This is a genomic window from Desulfurellaceae bacterium (assembly GCA_021296095.1).
Taxonomy (GTDB): Bacteria; Desulfobacterota; Binatia; order Bin18; family Bin18; genus JAAXHF01.
Map to the genome: position 1 here is coordinate 28,663 of JAGWBB010000002.1, position 22,937 is coordinate 51,599.

Sequence of the window (22,937 nt, forward strand, 5' to 3'; positions counted from 1 at the left end):
GCGGGCGGTCTGCCTACTTCTTCATTTTCTGCTGCAGCAGATCTCCCAGCGTGGTGCCAAAACCACGGCTGGCCTGTCCGGAATCGCTCATATACGCCTGGGCCTCGAGTCGTTCCTCCTGGGCTTGGGCTTTGGAACGCGACAGCCTGATCCGTCGGCCCTTGTCCTCAACCGCCAAGACCAGGACTTTCACCTCGGTGTCCGGCCCAAAGTCCTTGGTGTGGTCGGTGCCGCGCGGCGTCCCCATCTCGGCGTTAGGAACCAAGCCGATTTGTCCGGGCCCGAGCCGGACAAACACCCCGAACGGTTCGACCCGGTCGACCCGGCCGTTCAGCACGCTGCCGACGGTGATGACGGTTTCTTCGATCTGTTGGCCGAGACTCACTCCTTCGGGGGCCAGGGCCAGGGCAATCCGGCGCTTGTCAGGGTCGATGCTGAGGATCATGACCGTGATCTGGGACTGCTCGGCGGCCGCGTCCTTGAGCGTACCGTGCTGGCTGCGCGGGATTTCGCTGACGTGCAGGAGGCCGTTGACCCCGGGCAAGACCTCGACAAAGGCGCCAAAATCGGCCATCCGCACGACCTGGCCGGTGACGATCTGGCGCGCCTTGAGCTGCTCGGCGACCTGTTCCCAGGGGTCGCCCTCAAGCGCCTTCATGCTCAGGGAAATCTTGCCCGTCTGTTCGTTGACCTTGAGGACTTTGACGCTCACCGCCTGACCGCCGCTCAGGAATTCGGCCGGCTTGACGGTGCGGGAGTGGGACAGCTCCGAAACGTGGACCAAGCCCTGGACACCGCCGCCGAGATCGACAAAGGCACCGAAGTCGGTCAGCGAGGTCACCGTGCCCGGCAAGACCGCGTCGGGCACGATTTTTTCCCGGACCGCCTCGGCTTCCTTGGCCGCCGCCGCTTCGAGCAGGCGCCGCCGTGAGATGACGATATTGCGGCCGTTTTCGGTATAGCGCGTCACCAGGAATTCCAGGGTCTGGTTCAGAAAAACGTCTGAGGACTCGACCCGCCGGATATCCATCTGAGAAAACGGGCAGAAGGCCCGCAGCCCGCCGACCATGACCTCATAGCCGCCCTTGATGACCGCGTGGACCGTTCCCTCGACCGGCAGCCCGTGCGCAAAGGCCGCCTCCAATTGCTGGCGGGCCTGCATGCCCTTGAGCAGCTTGCGGGACAGACGAATCTCGCCCTCGGTCGATAACACCGTCGCCTCGATCTCGTCCCCGACCTCGACCTGCAGGCTGCCGTCCTCGTCCTCCAACTCGGCCCGGGCGATGATGCCCTCGCCCTTATCGCGGACATCGACGAAGATGCTGTCCTCGCCGATCTGGATCACACTGCCCTTGACGATCTGACCCGTTTGGAGCGTGGGCTGCGTCGCTTCCTGGGCCAGCAGCGCCGCAAAATCCTCTGCCGTGTCGGTGGTGGGTGTCTGCGCGTCACTCATACTTCAGGTCCTTTCTGGCGTGCAAACCAGCGCGTGTAACAGTCCCGGATGGCCTCGCGTTGGACGTGATAGTCGGCCAGCAGCCGGGACGCCGCGTCGTCGCCGCCATAGCCCATCCGTCTGGCCAACCGGGGCAGTTGCGCGCCCTCGCTCTCCAGCGCTTCAACCGGCTGGTCACAGTCGATGCGGAGACGGTTTTCCAAGGTCCGCAGAAAACGGTAGCCCTGACTTAAGAGCTGACAATCGTCGGCCGGCAGAACTCCGCAGGTCTGGAGAGCCTCAAGAGCCTGGAGTGTGGCGCGCTGTCTCAGCGCCGGAAGACGCCGACCATACCGCAGCTGCAACATTTGTACAAGGAACTCGATATCGACAATGCCGCCCCGACCGGTCTTGATATTGAAGCGGTCGCTGGCCTCGCCGGCCAGCTCATTTTCCATGCGTCCGCGCAGCCGGTCGATTTCGGCCACATCATCCACGGTGATGGCGTCGGCATACACGATTGACTCCAGCAAGGCCTGTATCGGATCGGCCAGAGACACATTCCCGACCACCACCCGGGCCTTGATCAGGGCCTGGCGCTCCCACACCTGAGAGCTGGCCTGATGGTAGCGTTCAAAAGCCGACAGGGACGAGACCAGCGAGCCGGACCGGCCCGAGGGCCGCAGCCGCGTGTCGATTTTATACACATAGCCCTCGCGGGTCTGGACTTGCAGGGTCGAGATAATGCGCTGGGCCAGCTTGGTGAAGAGTTCGTGCGGCCCGACCTTGGGGTGGGCAGCGCCCCGGTCGAGCTGTGCGGCCGGCTGGTACAGAAAAATCAGATCAAGGTCCGAGTTGTAGTTGAGTTCCCGGGCGCCCAGCTTGCCCATGCCGACAATGGCGAAGCGGCCCGGCAGGGCGCTGAGCCCGAGCTGCTCAAACAGGGCCGCCCGCGCCGTCTCATAGGCGCCGCCCAGACAGGTCTGGGCCAGGTCGGACAGCTGTATGCTGACCTGGGTGCAGTCCAGCAGCCCGTTGCTGTCGTTGATCCCAATCCGCAAAAACTCTTCGGTCCGGTAGCGGCGCAGGATATCGAGCCGATCCTCCAGGTCGTTCACCTCGGCCAAACGGGCCGACAGCTCGGCCTGCATCATGGCCTGGGATTTATGGATGTGGACCAGATCGGCCCGCACCAGACTGTCGAGCAGCTCGGGGTGGCGCAAAAAGGTCCGCGACAGATAGGCGCTCGTGCCAAACAGCCCGACCAGGGTGCGCAGGGTGGACGGATTCTCGCGCAGCAAGGCCAGAAAGCTGGAGCGCGCCCCAATCGAGGCGACCAGGTTGGCTATGCCGGACAGCGCAAAGTCCGGATCCGGGGTCTGGGTCACCTCGCGGAACAGACTCGGGGCGAGTTCGTACAGAATCTTGCGCCGCCGGGGTGAGGCCGGCGAGTGCGGCGGTCCGGCGTGGAGCAGCACCGCGTGCTGATAGCTGTGCTCGATATCGCGAAAGCCGAACTGCCGCAGCAACTCGGCGGCCCGTTCCCGGTCGTCCAGCGCCTCAAAAAAAGTCTGGACGGCCTCGGCGTGGGGGTCGTCGGCCTGCTGCTGTTCCTGGGGCGCATAGAAGAGCGAGCAGAAAACCTGATGGACCGCCTCGGTATGGGAGTGGAACAGCGACCGGAACAGCGCCACCTCGTCGTCCGGGAGAGGAGAGTTTTGCCCTTTGAGTTTTGCCCTTTGAGTTTTGCCTTCTCTCCAGTCTTCTACCCGCAGCCGGCGGGCCAGCACCCGAATCTCCGCCTCGGTGTCCGGCAGGCTGTGGGTTTGACGGTCGTGAACGATCTGGATTTTGTGTTCGACCTGACGCAGAAAGCGGTAGGCATGGCGCAGGCGGTCACGATCCTTCGCCGACAGGTAATGGCCCTCGGCCAGGCGGTCGAGCGCCGGTAGGGTCTTCAGCTCCCGCACGTGGGGATCTTTGCCGGCGTGAATGAGCTGAAGCACCTGGCTGACAAACTCGACCTCCCGGATGCCGCCGCGCCCGAGCTTGACGTTGGAGCTGGCGGGTTCGGTTTTGTTCAGGCTGCGCTCAATCCGAGCTTTCATGTCCTTGAGGTCTTCAACCGTCGTAAAATCGAGATAGCGCCGAAACACAAACGGCTGAATCTCGGTAATGAAACGCTCCCCCAAGGCCAGGTCTCCGGCAATCGGCCGGGCCTTAAGCAGGGCCGCCCGCTCCCAGGTCTGGCCCCAGGCTTCGTAATAACCCAGGGTATTGGACAGGGAATTGACCACCGGGCCATTCGAGCCGTCCGGCCGCAGGCGCAGGTCAACCCGAAACACCCGTCCACCAGCCACCTGATCGCTCAGCGCTCGGGTCAATTTCTGGGCCAAATGGGTGAAGAACTCGCGCGGTGCCAGGCTGCCCTTGCTGCCCCCGGTGGTGTGCCCGGCATCGCTCTCGTACATATAGATCAGATCGATGTCAGAACTGAAATTCAAATCCTGACCACCGAGCTTCCCCATGCCAAAGACGACGAATCCGAGCGGCCGGCCGTCGGACGAGACAGCCTGACCGTAGAGCTCACACAGCCGCGCCCGGCTGTACTCGTAGGCGACCTCGACCGCAGCGTCAGCCAGACAGCTCAGCTCCCGGGTCGTCTCTTCCAGCCTGGCCAGGGACAGCAGGTCGCGGGTACCGATGCGCAGGTACGCGCGGTCACGGTAGACCCGCAGCGCGTGCCAAAACTCCTCCTCAGGCAGCTCGTGCGGCAGCCGGGCGCGGAGCGTGGACAGATGCTGGGCAAGGCTGCTACCCGACGCCTGACAATCGGCCAAAAAGGCCGCTTCCCACGCCTCAGCCTGACGCAGCAAGACCGTGGTGAGATGTTGGCTGGCGCCGAGCACAAAGAGCAGGTCGGCACACCGCCGGGCGTCTCCCAGCACCCTGCCCCGGCCGCTTCCATGGTCGAGCAGGCGGCTCAGATTCGTCGCCGCCAGGCCAGGGTCCGGCGCGGCCGCCACGCCGGCCGCAATGGCGTCCCACCAGGCGGACAGGCTTTCACGCAGGGGCAGGAGAATGTGGAGGGGCTCGGAGACGGACGGGGTGGCGGTGGACATGGTGACAGGACGGGCCGTGTCACAGGCCGAAAGCCCGTGACACGCGATCCCTATTTGCTCAGCGTCTCACACGCCCCCATCAGCCATTTGACACTGGACAGCTCATCGTCGACCAGCGAGCCGAGCAACTCTTTGCTGTGCTGATCGTCCTGGATCTGGCCGATGGCGTCGGTCAGCGGTTTGAGGATCTCGACCGGATCCTTGAGCTGAGCGGCAATGGACTGGAGCTTCTCGATGTCGTTGCTGTCGGTCGAGGCAAAGAACGGCAGCTCTTTCTCGCGCCGTTCGGCCGGCACGCTGCACTGCGGGGAGCCGCCCAGCTCGCGCAGCCGCTCTTCCAGAATCTGAGCGTGGTAAGCCTCGCGCTGCTGCACCACCCGCAGACCGCCCTTGACACACTCCTGATCGCTGACTTCAACCCAGCGGTTCAGGTATTCAGCCGCAAAATCCTCGGCGCACCGAAACTCGTCCAGGATACCCAGGACCAGCTCTTTCTCGGTCTCATAGGATTTCCCGTTGTAGCTGTAGCCCTGGCTGGCCGGGTCGCTCCGCAGCTCTTGCATCTGTTCCTCAAACAGCTCGTCCGAGATCAAGCCCTTGCGGTAGGCCTTGAGCAGTTGTCGGGCCTCAAAATCTGTCGTCGCCATAGTGTGGCTCCTTTCGTGTGATTCCTGCAAACGTATCCACGTGCATAGGAAATCGCCTGGGTCTTGTCAAGCAATCGCCTGTGTCTAGAACTTAGGCACAAGTCGGCACGGCTGCCTGTCTGCTGAGCAGCTTTTTTGCCCGGCTGGCCGAAAACCGGCTTTTCCCCGGGATTTTTACGCTTTTTACCACGGCGGCGGCTGGTACGGTCTTTGCTCATACAGAGTAGACTTCGGGCACAGGGCAGGTGCGTCTGAAGTCACACCAGACCAAGGAGGTAGGAATGATGAAAAAATTTGTGGCGGCCAGTTGTTTAGGCGTGGCAGTCGTGTGGAGTCTGCCGGCCTGGGCAAATGGAGATGCGGTCGAGGAGAGCCTGCGCGCCCTCAATGAACGCATCAAAGAACTCGAACAGGAGGTCGCGCGGCTCAAACAGCCGGAAGCCCCGGCGGCCCAAGCCGCAGACGCCGAAGCGCCGGACGCCTCGACCATGCTCGACCAGCGCGTGACCGCCCTCGAAGACGGCCTCGGCCTGCTCAAGGGCATAGAGTTCGGCGGGATGGCCTACGCGTCCTACAACTACAACTTCAACACGCCGGATTCGGGCGGCAATGACCTCCGCATCTTTGACGTCAACCATAACGACTTCACCATGGACCTGTTGCAGCTCGAGATCTCGAAGCAGACCGACAGCGGCATTGGCTTCCATACCGTTCTGGACTACGGCAAAACCGCCGGGCTCATTCAGTCCGACTGGGGCGGAGACCTCGCCCACAATTTCGAGATCCAGCAGGCCTATGCGACCTATACCTGGGGCATCGGCAACGGCCTGGATATGCAGTTCGGAAAATTTGCCACCCTGCTGGGCGGTGAGGTGATCGAATCGCCCTACAACCCGAACATCTCCCGCTCGTTCATGTTCGGCTATGCCATTCCCTTCACCCATACCGGGGCGCTGTTTTCCTACGCCCTGACCGACATGCTCAGCCTGAGCGCCGGAGTGGTGAACGGCTGGGACAACGTGGCCGATAACAACAACGGCAAGACCTTTCTGGGCAGCCTGGGTCTGGAAATCGGCAACCTGGCCTGGACCTTCAACGGGGTCTACGGCGCAGAGGACGATGACAGCGGCGCGTCGAAAACGGGTGTCTTCGACACGGTGCTGACCTACACGCCAATGGATCATGTCGATTTCCTGATCAACTTCGACCACGGCACCGCCAGCGATGTCCTGGGTACAAAAAACGCGGAGTGGACCGGCGTGTCGGGCATCGTCAGCCTGGGCGGCGCCCTGCTGAATCCGGGCTGGGAAAAGTGGTCGGTGGCGCTGCGTGGCGAGTGGTTCGCGGACGACGCCAACTACCGGACCGGCGCCTACGACGGGGACGGCAACGTCAACCTGTGGGAAATCACCACAACGCTCAAGTGGGCGATGAGCGACAACCTGCAGGCGCGGCTCGAATACCGCCACGACGACGCCAACCGCCGGGTGTTCGGCAAAGACCACCGGTACAAGAAGAGTCAGAATTCGATGATCCTGGAATTCGCCTACCTCTTGTAAGCCAGTATACGGGCGGGCGGACAGCCTGCCCCACCACGAAGGAGACCGGCATGAAAAAGATCGAAGCGATCATCAAACCCTTCAAGCTTGACGAGGTCAAAGAAGCCCTGGCCAAACAGGGGATTCAGGGCATGACCATCTCCGAGGTCAAGGGGTTTGGCCGTCAGCGCGGCCATACTGAGCTGTACCGCGGCGCCGAGTACGTCGTGGACTTCCTGCCCAAGGTCAAGCTGGAAATTCTGGTCGATGACGACAAAGCCGGGCTGGTTGCTGACACCATTCTCGACGCGGCTCGCACCGGGCGAATCGGCGACGGCAAAATCTTTATCCTGCCCATGGAAGAGGCCGTTCGGATTCGGACCGGGGAGCGTGGAGAGAGTGCGCTGTAGCGGTGCGAGGTGCACCGGCGGGCGGGGCGTACTGCCATACGCCCCGCCCCTTATCCGTCACACACAGCCCCAAAAGACTGCCCGGACAGGATACACCGGGCGATTATAACCAGGAGGTTCAGACAATGAAAGGCTGGTTACGAATTGCTCTCCTCACCGTTTTCGGTGCCTGCATGCTTGAGGCATCCCTTGCCGCCCAGGTTGTCCACGCTCAAGACGCCGCCCAATATGCCGACTACGACGCCTTTGCCGCCTCACCCGGCTATGCCGTATTTACGGTGCACAATCTGTGGATGATGATTGCCGCAGCCCTGGTGTTCATCATGCACCTGGGCTTTGCCACCCTGGAATCGGGGCTCACCCAGGCCAAAAATACCGTCAATATCCTGTTCAAGAACACCTTTATCATCAGCATCGGCCTGCTGACCTACGCCTTTTGCGGCTTTAACCTCATGTATCCGGGCTTTGCCGACGGATCCTCGGGCTTCCTGGCCTTTGCCGGCTTTGGGGTCGAGGTCAGCGATGTGGTTGCCGGCCAGACCGACGTGTATAACGCCGGCTACACCTACTGGACCGACTTCCTGTTCCAGGCCATGTTCGCCGCCACCGCCGCCACCATTGTTTCGGGCGCCGTGGCCGAACGCATCAAACTGTCGTCGTTCATGGTCTTTGCCGCACTCTATGTGGCTGTTTCCTATCCGATTACCGGCAGCTGGAAATGGGGCGGCGGCTGGCTGGACATGATGGACACCCCGTTTTACGACTTCGCCGGCTCGACAATCGTCCACTCGGTCGGCGGCTGGGGGGCGCTGGCCGGCGCCATCCTGCTCGGTCCCCGCATGGGCAAGTATGCCTCCGACGGTCGGGTGCGGCCGATTCTGCCCAGCAATATGCCGCTGGCCACCATCGGCGTCTTTCTGCTGTGGCTGGGCTGGTTCGGCTTCAACGGCGGCTCGGTGCTCAACGCCGACCCGCATCTGGTCTCGCTGACGCTGATGACAACCTGTTTGGCGGCGGCAGGCGGAGCGCTTGGGGCCATGACGACCTCGTGGGCGGTATTGAAAAAACCCGACCTATCAATGGCCCTGAACGGGATTCTGGCCGGGCTGGTCGGCATTACCGCCGGCGCCGATCAGATGGCGGCCCTGTCGGCCACCCTCATCGGCCTGATCGCCGGAGCCATCGTGGTCTTTTCGGTGCTGTTCTTTGACAAGGTCAAGATCGACGATCCGGTCGGGGCCATATCGGTCCACCTGGTGGCCGGCATATGGGGCACCCTGGCCGTTGGCATCTTTGGCGGCCTGGCCAGCGGCGCCCAGCTCGTCAGCCAGCTGATCGGCATCATCAGCATCGGCATCTTCTCCTTCGCTTTTGCCTTCATCGTCTTCAGTATCATCAAGGCCGCGATGGGCCTGCGGGTGAGCGAAGAAGAAGAGTTTGAGGGACTCGATGTCGGCGAACACGGCAACGTCGCCTATGCCGACTTTCAGACCGTGTCGGTGGGCGGCGGCCTGACGCCCGGCGGGCGGGGGCTGTCTTCAGCCGCGCCTCGGGCCTGAGACCAAGCCGGAAGGGCGCTCCGGTGACATGTCCCGGCCGCGCCCTTCCCTCGCGTCCTCTCGGTACACGCGTGGCCAAGCATGAACGCCTTACAGGAACGTCTCGAGGCACTGTTTTCGATAGGGACGGAGATCTCCTCGACCCTCCAGCTCGACGAGGTGCTGAATCGGGTGACGGCCCAGGCCTGCCGGCTGATGGAGGCGCGGGTTGCCTCCCTGCTGCTGATTGACACCGAGCGCGGCACGCTCCGCCCGGCCGCGACCCACGGCGCCAGCGACGCCTATCTGGCCCTGCCCGACCGGGAGGTCAATTCGAGTCTGATCAGCCAGGTCATTACCAGCGGCCGGCCGCTGCACATTCCAGACGTACGCCAGGAAACCCGCTATCGCGTCTCCGACGTGGCGCGCCAGGAGGGGCTGTGCACGCTGGTTTCGATTCCGCTGCGGACCAAGACGGCGATCATCGGCGTTCTCAACGTGTATACCGGCGAGCCGCGCTGTTTTGACGACGACGACCTGCGGCTGCTGACCCTGCTGGCCAGCCAGTCGGCCATCGCCATTGAAAACGCCAGGCTGCACCGCGACGAGATGGAGACCCGAGAGCGGCTGCGCCAGTCCGAGAAACTGGCCGCGCTAGGGACCTTGTCGGCCGGGCTGGCCCACGAGCTGCGCAATCCGCTCAACACGGTCAGCATGCTCATGTATGCCATGGGCCAAGACCTGGCGGCCGACAGCGCCTTTGCCGACGACGTCAAGATCGTCCGGACCGAGCTGGCCCGCATGTCGCTGTTGATTGAGCAGTTTCTCGAATTCGCCCGTCCGCGGCCGCCCCACTTTCAGCGCGAACGGATCGAAGAAGTCATGGAAGAAACCTTGCTGCTGATCGGGCCCGAGGCGCGTACGCGGGGGATTCGGGTGGTCAAAGACTGGGCCAGGCAGCTGCCTGCGGTCTGGGCCGACGGGACCCAGATCAAACAGGTCTTTTTGAACCTGCTGCTCAACGCCATGCAGGCCATGGACCACGGCGGGACGCTGACCGTGCGCATCGCGGTCAGCGGCGGCAGTCTGTTGACCGCCATCATGGACGAGGGCACGGGCGTCTCGCCCGAGGTTCGGGCCAAACTGTTTGAGCCGTTTTTCAGCACCAAACAGGGCGGCACCGGTCTGGGTCTGTCCATCTCCCAGCGCATTGTCGAGAGCCATAACGGCCGCCTGCGCCTGTCCTCCCAGCCCGGAGCGGGTACTGCGGTGATTGTCCGTCTGCCCTTATAACAACGAGCCTCAAGATGACCAAGATTCTGGTGGTCGATGACGAGCGCAACGTGCACTATTCGTTCCGGCGCGTCCTGGGCGGCAGCTACGAGCTGCTGTCGGCCTACTCGGGTGAAGAGGCGCTGCAACAGATCGAGGACCCAGCCCTGCGGCTCGTGCTGATGGACGTGCGCATGCCGGGCAAAGACGGGCTGGCGACGCTCCAGGAACTCAAACAGCGCCGCCCCGATCTGCCGGTCATCATCATGACCGCCTTTGTGTCGGCCGAAACCGCCATCCGGGCCACGACTTTTGACGCCGAGGATTATCTCGAAAAGCCGCTAGACATCGAACGGCTCAAGCGGCTGATCAGCGAAACCCTCCAGCACTCGAGTCCGGCCATGACCGACGGAGCAGCCCTCCCCGACGAGACGGCCGAGGCCGAGGCGCTGACGACCAGGGGCGCAGCGCTGCTCGGCCACAGCCGCGCCATGCAGGAGGTGTATAAGACGATTGGCAAAACCGCAGCCCGCGACGTGACCGTCCTCATCACCGGAGAGAGCGGGACCGGTAAAGAACTCGTCGCCCGCGCGCTCAAGACCTACTCCCAGCGCGACCGGGGTCCCTTCGTGGCGCTGAACTGCGCCGCCATTCCAGAGTCCCTGTTGGAGAGCGAGCTGTTCGGCCATGAACGCGGCGCCTTTTCCGGGGCGGCCGAGGCACGACCGGGAAAATTTGAGCTGGCTCATACCGGCACCCTGTTCCTGGATGAAATCGGTGATATGCCGCTGGTGTTGCAGTCAAAGCTGCTGCGCGTGCTCCAGGAACGAGAGCTGTACCGCCTGGGCGCCCGCGCGCCCCGCCTGGTCGATGTACGCATCATTGCCGCCACCAACCAGGCCCTGGAAGAGCTGGTGACAGCGGGCCGGTTTCGCGAAGACCTGTACTACCGGCTCAACGTCGTGCGGATCAAGCTGCCCCCGCTCCGCGAGCGGGGAGACGACATCGTGCTCTTGGCCAAACGTTTTCTGCAACGCCAAGCCGACGCCCAGGGGCCGCGCGGCTTTTCAGAAGACGCCTGCCACGCCCTCCTCGACTATGCCTGGCCGGGCAACGTGCGCGAGTTGGAGAACGTCATCGCCCAGGCCGTTCTGCGCGCCCGGGGGCCGGTCATCCGGGCCGGGGATCTGGCCCTGCACGACAGCCAACTCCACTCCGTCGCCCGGGAAACGGCTCCGACCGGCCCAGCGGACGCCAGCCTCGACGCCCTGTTTGAACGGCACGCCGGCAAGGTGTCCGCCGTTGCCGAGCAGCTGCTGGTCAGCAAGGCGCTCGAACTGACCCGCCATAATCAGGTCCAGGCCGCCCGTCTGCTCGGCATCAGCCGCAACGTCCTGCGAGAGCGGATGAAGCGCTACCGCCTGTTCTGACGGACGACCTCTCCGCGGATCGCCCTCGCTCGCCCCGTCGCCTCCGACGTGCTAGCCTACGCAGGCTATCTCCGAGGAGGTTGGATACATGGCGTGGTTAGAACAAATGGGTGAGCGACTGGCCGCCACCAGCGGACACACGGCCGACTCTCTGGCTGTGACGCCGGACCGCATGCGCGAGCTGCTCGAGCTGGCCGGACTGGCCGCCCGCAGCAGCGGCAACCGTACTAACGCGCCGCTGCTGTGTTACGTGCTCGGTCTGGCCGTGGGACGCGGAGCGACGTTTGACGAGTTAGCCGAGACGATCCGTGAGGCACTGGCTAACGACGGCTCGGATACGGCGGACGGCTGAGCAGCTCTTCAGCTCCCTTTGGTCCAGGAGCATGTCCCATGGCGTGGTTAGGCTCGGAACACCACAAAGAGGTGTTTTGCCGAGAGTTCCTCGATACCCATCAGCCCTATCAGGTCGCCAGCCTGCGCTGGCCTGAGCTCGACCCGGCGAGCCGGGAACGGCTGCGGAGCCTGCCCTTCTGGGACGAAGCCGTGGCCACCGAACGTCTGACCGCCGCCAAGGTCCAGGCCCAGACCGCGCTGGAGACCGACCCGCTGATCCGCCGCGCGGTCGCGCTGCAGGGCGCGGAGGAGAAGCGGCACTCACAGCTCCTCGACTCCCTGTTGCGGGCTTACGATATCCAGCCTGCTGGCACCGGAGCGCTGGCCCGGCCGGTCACGGTCGGGGCGGATATCGAGTGGGTCTTTATGCGGGCCGAGTACGGCGAATGTTTTGACTCCTTTTTTGCCTTCGGCCTGTTTGCCGTGGCCAAAGACTCGGGATTTTTTCCAGCCGCGCTGATCGAACGCTTTGAGCCGATCATCCAGGAGGAGGCGCGTCATATTCTGTTTTTCGTCAACTGGCTGGCCTACCGACGGATCCGGCTGGGCTGGTGGCAACAGCCCGTTCACCTGGGCCGCCGCCTGACAGCGCTGACCGTTCAGGCGTGGCGGCGGTTGCGGACGGCCCGCGGCATGGATGACGAACACTTCACCATACGCGGCCACGAAGCCATTGACCTCGATATCTCCCCGCGCGGCTTCCTGGAGCTGTGTCTGCGGGAAAACGAGCGGCGCCTCGGCGTGTACGACCGGCGCCTGCTGCGCCCGCGCCTCGTCCCCACTCTGGCCAGGGCCGCGTGTCGGTTTTTGCGCTAGCCGCTCAGCGGACGCTCTGGTAGCCCGGCGGCCGGTTCTTGGAAAACACAATCTGCCACAGCTGAATGCGGCGGGCATCAAACCCGGCGGCGAAGGACAACAGATAATACTCCCACATACGCCGAAAGCGCTCGTCATAGCGCTCCCGCAAGACGTGCCAACTGGCCCGAAAATTGTCACACCAGGCGCGTAGTGTTCTGACATAGTCGGCGCCGAAACTGTGCCAGTCTTCCAACATCAACAGCCCGTCCGTGACCTCTCCGAGCTGTTTCATGGACGGCAGGGTCCCCCCCGGAAAAATATATGTGTTGATCCACGGGTCCCCGCTGTAGACAGTCTTGTTTCCGCCCATGGTATGGAGCAGAAAGAGCCCCTCGGACTGGAGGCAGGCGTCAACAACCCGGAAAAAAGCCGGGTAGTTCTTATAGCCAACGTGCTCGAACATGCCGACTGACACGATTGCGTCGAAGCGTCCGTGAATCTCCGACCTCAGTTCACGATAGTCTTGGAGGATGATATCGACCGGCAGCCCACGGCACAGCCGGTCGGCCAGTTCCCGCTGTTCCTTGGACACCGTGACGCCGACGACCTCAGCCTGGTATTGCTCGGCCGCGTACTTGGCGAAACTGCCCCAGCCACAGCCGATATCGAGCACCCGCATACCGGGCTGGAGTTGGACTTTTCGGCAGATCAACTCCAGCTTGGCCTCCTGCGCCTGGTCGAGCGTTTCGGCCTGTTTCCAGTATCCACAGCTGTAGACCATGCGCGTGTCCAGCATTTTTTCGTACAGGTCGTTGCCGATATCGTAGTGGCGCTCGCCGACCTCGAAGGCGCGAGCCTTGCGCTGTGGATTGGTGACCTTGGCGACCAGCACGTACATTTTCTCGCGCAGCGGGATCACTTTCTCGGGCAGGCCGGCCGTGAGCATTTTGGACAGGCACTGGTCGAGCGCCTGACAGTCCCACCAGCCGTCCATGTAGGATTCCCCCAGTCCGAGCGAGCCGGCTGTCAGAACCCGGCTGTAAAATTGCGGATTACAGACGTGGATATCCCACGGACGGTCGCCGTCAATCTGAATATCGGCCTGGGCGAGGAGATTCCGCACAGTGTCTTGCATGGCCCGATGTCCTGGCCCTGTCAGCCCCAATCGAAAACCAGCGCTCAATTGGAGTGCTCAGAAAGAAGCGGCAGGTTTCGTCAGCCTCCTGTTACATGCAAGTGGACAGGCAGACGGGAGCATAGTCAGGAACCACCGGCAAGTCAACGACGGCCGCAGCTGTGAGCGTCCAACCTCTGAAAGGCGAGGCTCAGGGGCGACCGCCTCTGGTGAGCCGGATGTCTTGTGCGAAGGCCATCCGTGGCGTAAGCATGAGCAGAGAAGAACGGACCCCCCATGCTGTCCGCAGTAGAACAAACACGTCGTGAGGTGTCACGAGCCATCGCGGCGAAGAGGAAATCGCAACTCGGTCAATTTTTCACCCCGGCGAGAACGGCTCGGTTCATGGCCGGGCTGTTTGTCCAGACACCGAGCAGCTCCTGCCATCTGTTCGACGCTGGCGCCGGGGTTGGCTCGCTGAGTGCGGCCTTTCTGGAAAGACTGGCTTCCGGCGGCCTCGACTATCAGCACATCACAATCGACGCTTTCGAGCGTGACGAGTCCCTCCACCCCTATTTGCACAAAACGCTGGAGGAGTACGGGCAGTCTCTCAATATCGTGTCACACGTCGAGGGGGGCGACTTCATAGAAATCGCGGTTCAGTCGATGTGCGGGAGCCTTTTTGCCCCAGCTCTTCCCCGCTATACCCATGCCCTGCTGAATCCGCCGTACAAAAAAATACGGAGCGATTCTGTACACCGCAGGGCCTTGCGTAGAGCTGGTATCGAAACAGTCAACCTGTACTCAGCCTTTGTCGCCCTGTCTCTCGCCCTGCTTGCCCATCGCGGTCAGCTTGTCGCAATCATACCGCGCAGCTTCTGCAACGGTCCCTACTATCGACCTTTTCGCGAGTTCGTTCTGGAGCGCGCGGCAATCCAACACCTGCACTTATTCGCCTCGCGCAACACGGCCTTCAAAGACGACGGCGTCCTGCAAGAAAACCTCATCCTCAGGTGTGAGCGAGGCGCACCGCAGGGCAAGAGGTCACGGTGACAAGTTCGACCGATGACAGTTTCACCGGTTTACAGACCGATACCTATCCCTTTGAACGCATTGTCCTTCCAGATGATCGTGAGCGTTTCATCCATATTCCCCACTCGTCCAGACAGCCCATGCTTGAGGAATCGCCGACGGCTCGCTCTTCCTTGAGCGAGCTTGGCATCAGCGTGTCCACCGGCCCGGTCGTCGATTTCCGTCGAGCGGCACGACGAAGAAAGAAAATTTTTCCAGAGTCGCCCCTGGGAAAAGCCCCGGAATTCGTGAGTGCCACTCTGCGTCTGGACAGCTTCGGACACCGTCAGGCACTCAGCCTGTGACTCGTAGCCCCGAACTGTAGATTTGTCAAAACAGAAAGTAGCGCTGGGCCAGCGCCAGCACGTTGGCCGGCTCGCAGGTCAGCAGCTGCCCGTCGGCCCGGACCTCATACGTCTCGGGATTGACCTCGATGTGCGGCAGCGCCCCATTGTGGATCAGGTCTGTTTTGCCCACCTGCCGGCAGTTGTGAACCGGCGCCAGCCGCTTTTGCAATCCGAGCTGCCCGGCCAGACCGTTGTCATGCGCCGCGCGGGAGACGAAACTGAGCGACAGGCTGGCCGGGGCACGACCAAAATGGCCGAACATCGGCCGACCGAAGACCGGCTGGGGGGTCGGAATCGAGGCGTTGGGGTCGCCCATCGCCGCCCAGGCAATAAAGCCGCCCTTCAGAATGAGTTCGGGCTTGACGCCGAAAAACTTGGGCTCCCACAACACCAGATCAGCCAGCTTGCCGACCTCGATTGAGCCGACGTGGTCGGCAATGCCGTGGGTCAGGGCCGGGTTGATGGTGTACTTGGCCAGGTAGCGCTTGACCCGAAAATTGTCGTTGTCGCCGCTCTCCTCGGCCAGGCGTCCGCGCTGGACGCGCATTTTATGGGCCGTCTGCCAGGTGCGGAGAATCACCTCCCCGACCCGGCCCATGGCCTGGGAGTCGGAGGCCATCATGCTGAAGGCACCGAGATCGTGCAGCACGTCCTCGGCCGCAATGGTTTCCGGCCGGATGCGCGACTCGGCAAAAGCCACGTCTTCGGGGACGCCGGGGTCGAGGTGGTGGCAGACCATCAGCATGTCGAGGTGTTCGTCAATCGTGTTGACAGTGAACGGCCGGGTCGGGTTGGTCGAAGACGGCAAGACGTTGGGAAAACCGCATACCTTGATGATGTCCGGGGCGTGGCCACCGCCCGCTCCCTCGGTATGATAGGTATGGATCGTGCGGCCCTTGAAGGCCGCAAGCGTGTCCTCGACAAAGCCGGTCTCGTTCAGGGTATCGGTGTGAATGGCAACCTGGACATCATAGGCGTCAGCCACCGACAGGGCGCAGTCAATCGCCGCCGGAGTCGAGCCCCAGTCCTCGTGCAGCTTGAGCCCCATCGCTCCGGCCTCAATCTGCTCGCGCAGCGCCTCGGGACGCGAGGCGTTGCCCTTACCCAAAAACCCCAGGTTCATGGGAAAGGCTTCGATTGATTCGAGCATCCGGGCGATATTCCACGGTCCGGGGGTGCAGGTGGTGGCGTTGGTGCCGGTCGCCGGACCGGTCCCGCCGCCGAACATGGTGGTAATGCCGGAGGCCAGGGCTTCGGTGATCTGCTGCGGACAGATAAAGTGAATATGGGCGTCGATCCCGCCCGCAGTCAGGATCTTGCCCTCGCCGGCCAAAATCTCGGTGCCCGGCCCGATGACCAGTTCGGCCGATACGCCGTCCATCAGCAGCGGGTTGCCGGCCTTGCCGATGCCGCAGATACGGCCGTCTTTGATCCCCACGTCGGCTTTGACAATGCCCCAGTGATCGAGCACCGTGGCGTTGGTAATGACCAGGTCGGGCGCGCCCTGAGCCGAGGTCTGGACCGGCGACTGGGCCATGCCGTCCCGAATCACCTTGCCGCCGCCAAACTTGACCTCGTCGCCGTAGACCGTGTGGTCGTGCTCGATCTCGACCACCAGCTCCGTGTCGGCCAGCCGTAGCCGGTCGCCGACGGTCGGCCCGAACATCTCGGCATACTGCCGGCGCTCAATCGTGTGACTCATGCCTGCCTCCTAGCGAATCGGCTGATGGACGCTGACCAGCTTGGTGCCGTCCGGGAACGTGGCCTCGACCTGGACCAGATCGATCATCTCGGCCACCCCGTCCATGACCTCGGCGCGGCTGAGAATCGTCGCCCCGTAGGACATCAGCTCGGCGACCGACTTGCCGTCGCGCGCGCCTTCGAGAATCGCGCTGGTAATCAGGGCCATGGCCTCGGGGTAGTTCAGCCTCAGCCCCCGCCCCTGCCGCTCGCGGGCCAGCTGGGCGGCCAGGTAAATCATCAGCTTTTCCTGTTCGTGGGGGGTAAAGTGCACGGCGCTCCTCCTCGAAGAGGAAACGTGTCAACAGATTCATGTGGTTGGACGACACGTTTCCTCTTTGCTCAGTGCTAGACCGACAAATGCCGGCGGACAATCTCGTCGGTCAGCCCGGCGATGGGTCCCTCGGCGACCACACTGCCCTTTTCCATCACCGCAAAGGCGTCGGCCACTCGACGGGCAAAGGGCAGCTTCTGCTCAACCAGCAGGATCGTCAGCCCCTGCTCGTGGTTGAGCCGTAACAGAATATCGCCGATCTCCTGAACGATATTGGGCTGGATGCCCTCGGTCGGCTCATCCAGAATCAGCAGCTTGGGATCGAGGACCAGGGCACGGCCGATGGCCAGCTGCTGCTGCTGTCCGCCCGACAGATCGCCGCCGCGCCGGCCCAGCATCTGTTTCAGGACCGGGAAGAAGTCAAACACCGCGTCTGGAATCGCCCTCCGCCCGTCACGCCGCGCCGGCAGGCCGATGCGCAGGTTTTCCTCGACGCTCAGCTGGGGAAAGACTTCGCGCCCCTGGGGCACATAGCCGATACCCAGCCGGGCCCGCAGCTCGGCCGGGCGACTCGTCAGCTCCAGGTCCTCAAACCGCAGACTGCCCGAGGCGGCCGGCAGGATGCCCATGATCGTCTTCAGCAGGGTGGTCTTGCCCACCCCGTTGCGTCCCATCAGGCAGGTGCACGAACCGGCCGGAATGGCGAGGCTGACATCCCACAGGATGTGACTCTCGCCGTAGTACTGGTTGAGCTGCTCGATTTGGATCATCGCTGTCCACGCCTCTGCGGAACCGTTCCGGCTAGGCTCCCAGATACACCTCGACCACCCGAGGGTCGTTCTGCACCTCGGCCATACTGCCCTCGGCCAAGACCCGTCCCTCGTGCAAGACCGTCACTTGCCGGGCCAGGCTGCGCACGAACTCCATGTCGTGCTCGACCACCACGACCGTATGCTGGCCGGCCAGCGAGACCAGCAGTTCGGCCGTCCGCTCGGTCTCGTGCTGGCTCAGGCCGGCGACCGGCTCATCAACCAGCAGCAGCTGGGGGTCCTGGATCAGCAGCATACCCAGCTCCAGCCACTGCTTTTGTCCGTGGGACAGCAGGCCGGCCCGGGTGTGGAGGTGGTCGAGCAGGCCGATGGTCTCGGCAGTGGCGCCGATGCGGTCGTGCTGCTCGCCGCTCAGACGGGCCACCAGGCTGTGCCACACCGTCTTGGTCGCCTGCATGGCCAGCTCCAGGTTCTCGAACACGCTGTGGCCCTGAAACACGGTCGGTCCCTGGAACTTGCGGCCGATGCCGGCCAGGGCGATCTCGTACTCTGACAGCTGGGTCAGATCCAGGTTGTTGCCGAAAAATACCCGCCCGCTGTCGGGTCGGGTCCGGCCGGTGACGACATCCATCAGGGTCGTTTTGCCGGCTCCGTTGGGGCCGATCACACACCGCAGCTCGCCGGTGTTGAGATACAGACTGATCCCGTCCAGGGCCTTAAAGCCGTCAAAGCTGACGGTCAGGTCTTCGATATACAGGCTCACCCCGTGGCTGGTGTCGATCACGCCCGGCCGGGCGACATGGGCCAGCACCGGGCTGCCGCCCTGATCGCGATCAGTCGTCTCGTCTTTGGGCTCCATGCCAGGCTCCAGACTAGGGCCGCGCGGTGCGCTCGGCCGGACCAAACAGGCCGATCACCCCGCGCGGCAGAAACAGGGTCACGGCGATGAACAGACCGCCCAGGATGTACAGCCACAGGTCGGGAAAGGCGGCCGTACACCAGCTCTTGGCCCCGTTAATCAGAAATGCGCCCAGCAGCGCGCCCGACAGGCTGCCGCGGCCGCCGACCGCCACCCAGATTGCCATCTCAATCGAGTTGGACGGCTGCATCTCGCTAGGGTTGATAATACCGACCTGAGGCACGTACAAGGCCCCGGCCAGGCCGCACAGGACGGCCGACAGGGTCCATAAAAACAGCTTGTAGCTGTACGGGTTGTAGCCGCAGAACATCAGGCGGCTCTCGGCGTCACGGACCGCCGTCAAGACCCGGCCGAGCTTGGACCGCACCAGATAGCGGCAGCCCAGGTAGGCCGCCACCAGGACGGCTGCGGACACCATATACAGCCCGAGCTTGGTCGATTGGGCCTGGAGCGAAAAGCCCACGATGCGCTTGAAGTCGGTCAGTCCGTTGTTGCCGCCAAAGCCGGTATCGTTGCGAAAAAAGAGCAGCATCAGGGCGTAGGTCATGGCCTGGGTGATGATGGAGAAATACACCCCGCGGATGCGCGAGCGAAAGGCAAAAAAGCCGAATATATAGGCCAACAGGCCGGGAATCAGCAGGGCCATGAACAGGGCGAAGCCGAAGCTGCTGAAGCCGTACCAGTACCACGGCAGCTCCTTCCAATCCAGAAAGACCATGAAGTCGGGCAGCTCGCTGCGATAAACGCCCTCGGTGCCGATGGCCCGCATCAGATACATGCCCATGGCGTAGCCGCCCAGGGCAAAGAACACGCCGTGGCCCAGGCTGAGAATACCGGCGTAGCCCCAGATCAGATCGACCGCCAGGGCGACCAGGGCGTAGCACATGAACTTGCCGAGCAGGGGGATGAGGTAGTCGGGCAGGTGGAAAGCCGATTCGGCCGGCAACAGGTTCAGGACCGGAACGACGACCAGGGCCAGCAGCAGCGCCGCCAGGACCAGGCTCCAGCCGCCCCGGGTGTGCAGCCCGAGCAGGCCCGTAGCCGGCAACGGCAGCTCATCCAGCCTCTCTGCGAGCGGCTCGGCTGGGGTCTTGGTCAGGGAAACAACGGCCACGGGACTAGCCTTCTGCAATCCGGCCCTTGAGCGCAAACAACCCCTGGGGACGCTGCTGGATGAACAGCACGACGAAAATCAGCACGCCAATCTTGCCCAGTACGGCGCCGGCGACGGGTTCGAGGAACTTGTTGACCAGGCCCAGGCTCAGCGCCCCGACCACAGTCCCGGCAATATTGCCCACCCCACCCAGGACAACGACCATGAACGAATCGACAATATACAGGCGGCCCAGCTCGGGACCGACATTGCCGATCTGCGACAGGGCCACCCCGCCCAGGCCGGCAATACCCGACCCCAGGCCAAAGGTCCACATATCGACCCGGGCGACCGAAATGCCCATGCACGAAGCGATGGGCCGGTTCTGGGTCACCGCCCGGACCTGGAGACCCAGGCGGGTGCGCTGGAGGATGAGCCACACCGCACCGACCACCAGGGCCACGAAGACGAGGATGGCCAGCCGACTGTAGGGCAGGACGATGCCGTACAACACCTCGGTGCCGCCCGACAGCCAGGCCGGGTTGGCGACCTGGACATTCTGGGCGCCAAACAGGACACGCACGCTCTGAATCAGCACCAGGCTGATGCCCCAGGTAGCCAGCAGGGTCTCCAGCGGACGGCCGTACAAGAAACGGATGACGCCGCGCTCCAGGATCATGCCGGCCACCAGACACACGCCAAAGGCGGCCGGCACGGCCACCACCAGATACCAGTCAAACAGGGCCGGGAAGCGCTCCTGGAATATACCCTGGACCACATAGGTGGCGTAGGCGCCCAGCATCAGCATCTCGCCGTGGGCCATATTGATCACGCCCATCAGACCGAAGGTAATCCCCAGGCCGAGGGCGGCCAGCAGCAGGACGCTGCCCAGGCTGAAGCCGTAGAACAGGTTGCCGAAGCCATTAGTCAGAAGCTGGCGGCGCTCAAAACTGGTCAGGACCGTTTGCGCGGCCTGGCGCACCGCCGCGTCGGGCTCGACAAACGCACCGTCCTGGTCGGTCTCCAGCAGGGCTTCGAGCTGAGGTCTGAGGCCCAGATTCCCGGACTCGCCAATCATCCCAATCGCGGCCAGACGCTCGGCCCGGTCCTGGCTCTGGAGCTGGAGCTGGGCCAGGGCAACGGCCAGCGCCGTACGCACGTCCGGCGCCTGCTCACGCTCCAGGGCGGCCTGCAAGGGGCCGACTATCTCGGCCTGCGGCCGCCTGACCAGCTCTTCGGCCGCAGCCAGACGAACCTCGGCCTGCGGAGAGCCCAGCCGCAGCTGGGCGATCACCGGCCGCAGGGCGCGGCGAATGGCGTTATTGATCCGGGGCGTGCGCAGACGCGCGGGGTCGAGGCCGACCGGCTCGCCGCTCAGCGCGGCCCGTAGCCCGTCCTCGTGGCTGATGTAGACATGACCCGCCTCATCGACCCGCAGACGCCGCTCGCCCAGGGCTTCCAGGGCCGGCAGGGCGGCCGGGTCGTTGAGCCGACCCAGCTCGCCGATGGCCTGTCTGATGTGACTGCGGCTTTTTGCCCCCAGTCCCTTGAGCAGCTCGACCAGCTCGGTGTCGGCCGCCTGGCCGGAGCTGACAAAGAGAGGGCTGAGCATCACCACGACGCTCAGCCGCAAGAGAAAAGACCAGACCGTCATACGCGTTCCGCAGCCGGCGGGCCGAGCCGCCTCAACGGCTCGGCCGCCGTGCTCAGTGCTTGAACTGCGGCGCGGTGCAGTTGCCACACACCCACGGATAGGTCCAGTCGGCGACCTTCTCGGCGCTGTCGGGAATGAACGGGCTCCAGGCCTGAGCCCGGATCGGTCCGTCGGTATTCCACACAATATCGAACTGGCCGTCCTCGCGGACTTCGCCGATCAGCACCGGCTTGTGCAGGTGGTGGTTCTTAGCGTCCATGGTGATGTCAAAACCCGACGGGGAGCGGACGACCTGGCTGCCAACCGCCTGACGCACCGCGTCAACCTCGGTGGTTTTGGCCTGTTCGACCGCCTGGGCCCACATCTTGACACCGATATAGGTGGCTTCCATGGGATCGTTGGTCACCCGCTTGTCGCCACCCGGCAGGCCATGCTTTTTGACGTACGCGTCCCACTTGGCGACAAAGGCTGTGTTCTCGGGCGTCTCGACCGACATGAAGTAGTTCCAGGCCGCCAGATGCCCGACCAGGGGTTCGGTATCAATCCCCCGCAATTCTTCCTCGCCGACCGAGAAGGCCACGACCGGAATATCCTCAGCCTTCAGGCCCTGGTTGGCCAGCTCTTTATAGAACGGCACGTTGGAGTCGCCGTTGATGGTAGACACCACGGCCGTCGGCTTGCCGACCGCAAAGCGCTTGATATCGGCCACAATGGTCTGGTAGTCGCTGTGCCCGAACGGCGTGTACAGCTCCATGATGTCGGCTTTGGCCACCCCTTTGGATTCCAGAAAGTAGTTCAGGATCTTGTTGGTGGTGCGTGGGTAGACATAGTCGGTGCCCAGCAGCACAAAGCGCTCGGCGCCGCCGCCGTCTTCGCTCATCAGGTATTCAACGGCCGGAATCGCCTGCTGGTTGGGCGCCGCACCGGTGTAGAAAACGTTGAACGAAGACTCCTCGCCCTCGTACTGGACCGGATAGAACAGCAGGCCGTTCAGCTCTTCAAAGACCGGCAGGACCGACTTGCGGGACACCGAGGTCCAGCAGCCGAACACCACCGCGACCTTGTCCTGCTGGATCAACTCGCGCGCCTTTTCGGCGAACAGCGGCCAGTCCGAGGCCGGGTCAACCACAATCGGTTCGATCTGACGGCCGAGCACGCCGCCGTTTTCGTTCAGCTCCTCAATCGCCATCAGGGCGACATCCTTGAGCGAGGTTTCGCTGATGGCCATGGTGCCGCTCAGCGAGTGCAAAATACCGACCTTGATCGGGTCTGCGGCCCAGCCGGCACGCGCCCCGGTCAGCGACGCGACGAGCAGGCCGGCGAGCAGCAGCCCGGTTTGCCATCCTCTCAACTTCCTTTTCATACGCAGGAC

General features: G+C 63.4%; 20 protein-coding genes. 9 read left to right on the plus strand and 11 right to left on the minus strand.

The window, feature by feature from the left end; all coding sequences use genetic code 11:
* Window positions 1-13: 13 nt before the first annotated feature.
* The 3 genes from J4F42_00640 to J4F42_00650 are packed head-to-tail and all read right to left on the minus strand — an operon-like array spanning window position 14 to window position 5,204.
* The gene (locus J4F42_00640) at window positions 14-1,456 is read right to left on the minus strand and encodes a S1 RNA-binding domain-containing protein (protein MCE2483988.1); all 1,443 of its coding nucleotides are present in this window, start codon (window positions 1,454-1,456) and stop codon (window positions 14-16) included.
* On the minus strand, window positions 1,453-4,557 hold the full coding sequence (glnE, locus tag J4F42_00645; protein MCE2483989.1) for a bifunctional [glutamate--ammonia ligase]-adenylyl-L-tyrosine phosphorylase/[glutamate--ammonia-ligase] adenylyltransferase: 3,105 nt from the start codon (window positions 4,555-4,557) through the stop codon (window positions 1,453-1,455). The genes J4F42_00640 and glnE overlap by 4 nt, the downstream gene beginning before the upstream one ends.
* A gap of 50 nt (window positions 4,558-4,607) precedes the next feature.
* Window positions 4,608-5,204 (minus strand): hypothetical protein, encoded by a 597-nt coding sequence (locus J4F42_00650; protein ID MCE2483990.1) that lies wholly within the window; start codon window positions 5,202-5,204, stop codon window positions 4,608-4,610.
* A 284-nt stretch (window positions 5,205-5,488) separates the two neighbouring features.
* Between J4F42_00650 and J4F42_00655 the strand changes: the two genes are divergently transcribed.
* The 7 genes from J4F42_00655 (at window position 5,489) to J4F42_00685 (ending at window position 12,601) form a co-directional block, all read left to right on the plus strand.
* On the plus strand, window positions 5,489-6,763 hold the full coding sequence (locus J4F42_00655) for a porin (GenBank protein ID MCE2483991.1): 1,275 nt from the start codon (window positions 5,489-5,491) through the stop codon (window positions 6,761-6,763).
* Between the two features lie 50 nt (window positions 6,764-6,813).
* Window positions 6,814-7,152: a P-II family nitrogen regulator gene (locus tag J4F42_00660; protein ID MCE2483992.1), complete on the plus strand. Its 339-nt coding sequence runs from the start codon at window positions 6,814-6,816 to the stop codon at window positions 7,150-7,152.
* Between the two features lie 125 nt (window positions 7,153-7,277).
* A complete protein-coding gene (gene amt / locus J4F42_00665; protein ID MCE2483993.1) occupies window positions 7,278-8,711 on the plus strand; it encodes an ammonium transporter in 1,434 nt (477 codons plus the stop codon).
* 81 nt (window positions 8,712-8,792) lie between these two features.
* Window positions 8,793-9,983: a GAF domain-containing protein gene (locus tag J4F42_00670; protein ID MCE2483994.1), complete on the plus strand. Its 1,191-nt coding sequence runs from the start codon at window positions 8,793-8,795 to the stop codon at window positions 9,981-9,983.
* Window positions 9,984-9,997: 14 nt separating this feature from the next.
* Window positions 9,998-11,392, plus strand: coding sequence for a sigma-54-dependent Fis family transcriptional regulator (locus J4F42_00675; GenBank protein ID MCE2483995.1), 1,395 nt, complete (start codon window positions 9,998-10,000; stop codon window positions 11,390-11,392).
* An 88-nt stretch (window positions 11,393-11,480) separates the two neighbouring features.
* The gene (locus J4F42_00680) at window positions 11,481-11,744 is read left to right on the plus strand and encodes a hypothetical protein (GenBank protein ID MCE2483996.1); all 264 of its coding nucleotides are present in this window, start codon (window positions 11,481-11,483) and stop codon (window positions 11,742-11,744) included.
* 38 nt (window positions 11,745-11,782) lie between these two features.
* On the plus strand, window positions 11,783-12,601 hold the full coding sequence (locus tag J4F42_00685; protein ID MCE2483997.1) for a hypothetical protein: 819 nt from the start codon (window positions 11,783-11,785) through the stop codon (window positions 12,599-12,601).
* A gap of 4 nt (window positions 12,602-12,605) precedes the next feature.
* Here the strand turns inward: J4F42_00685 and cfa are convergent, their stop codons facing one another.
* Entirely contained in the window at window positions 12,606-13,718 is a 1,113-nt protein-coding gene (gene cfa / locus J4F42_00690) for a cyclopropane fatty acyl phospholipid synthase (GenBank protein ID MCE2483998.1), read from the minus strand.
* Between the two features lie 384 nt (window positions 13,719-14,102).
* Between cfa and J4F42_00695 the strand changes: the two genes are divergently transcribed.
* Together J4F42_00695 and J4F42_00700 are read left to right on the plus strand one after the other, a co-directional pair.
* Window positions 14,103-14,750 (plus strand): Eco57I restriction-modification methylase domain-containing protein, encoded by a 648-nt coding sequence (locus J4F42_00695; GenBank protein MCE2483999.1) that lies wholly within the window; start codon window positions 14,103-14,105, stop codon window positions 14,748-14,750.
* Window positions 14,747-15,073 (plus strand): hypothetical protein, encoded by a 327-nt coding sequence (locus J4F42_00700; GenBank protein ID MCE2484000.1) that lies wholly within the window; start codon window positions 14,747-14,749, stop codon window positions 15,071-15,073. Before J4F42_00695 ends, J4F42_00700 begins: the two co-directional genes overlap by 4 nt.
* Before the next feature lie 25 nt (window positions 15,074-15,098).
* Here the strand turns inward: J4F42_00700 and ureC are convergent, their stop codons facing one another.
* The 7 genes from ureC to urtA all read right to left on the minus strand — a co-directional run bounded on the left by ureC (window position 15,099) and on the right by urtA (window position 22,928).
* Window positions 15,099-16,817: an urease subunit alpha gene (gene ureC / locus J4F42_00705; protein ID MCE2484001.1), complete on the minus strand. Its 1,719-nt coding sequence runs from the start codon at window positions 16,815-16,817 to the stop codon at window positions 15,099-15,101.
* A gap of 9 nt (window positions 16,818-16,826) precedes the next feature.
* Complete coding sequence (locus J4F42_00710) at window positions 16,827-17,129, minus strand: urease subunit gamma (protein ID MCE2484002.1); 303 nt, start codon at window positions 17,127-17,129, stop codon at window positions 16,827-16,829.
* Between the two features lie 74 nt (window positions 17,130-17,203).
* Window positions 17,204-17,899: an urea ABC transporter ATP-binding subunit UrtE gene (gene urtE / locus J4F42_00715; GenBank protein ID MCE2484003.1), complete on the minus strand. Its 696-nt coding sequence runs from the start codon at window positions 17,897-17,899 to the stop codon at window positions 17,204-17,206.
* A 31-nt stretch (window positions 17,900-17,930) separates the two neighbouring features.
* On the minus strand, window positions 17,931-18,758 hold the full coding sequence (urtD, locus tag J4F42_00720; protein MCE2484004.1) for an urea ABC transporter ATP-binding protein UrtD: 828 nt from the start codon (window positions 18,756-18,758) through the stop codon (window positions 17,931-17,933).
* Between the two features lie 13 nt (window positions 18,759-18,771).
* The gene (gene urtC, locus J4F42_00725) at window positions 18,772-19,932 is read right to left on the minus strand and encodes an urea ABC transporter permease subunit UrtC (GenBank protein ID MCE2484005.1); all 1,161 of its coding nucleotides are present in this window, start codon (window positions 19,930-19,932) and stop codon (window positions 18,772-18,774) included.
* Between the two features lie 4 nt (window positions 19,933-19,936).
* Window positions 19,937-21,565: an urea ABC transporter permease subunit UrtB gene (urtB, locus tag J4F42_00730; protein ID MCE2484006.1), complete on the minus strand. Its 1,629-nt coding sequence runs from the start codon at window positions 21,563-21,565 to the stop codon at window positions 19,937-19,939.
* Between the two features lie 52 nt (window positions 21,566-21,617).
* A complete protein-coding gene (gene urtA / locus J4F42_00735) occupies window positions 21,618-22,928 on the minus strand; it encodes an urea ABC transporter substrate-binding protein (GenBank protein MCE2484007.1) in 1,311 nt (436 codons plus the stop codon).
* Between the last annotated feature and the right edge of the window lie 9 nt (window positions 22,929-22,937).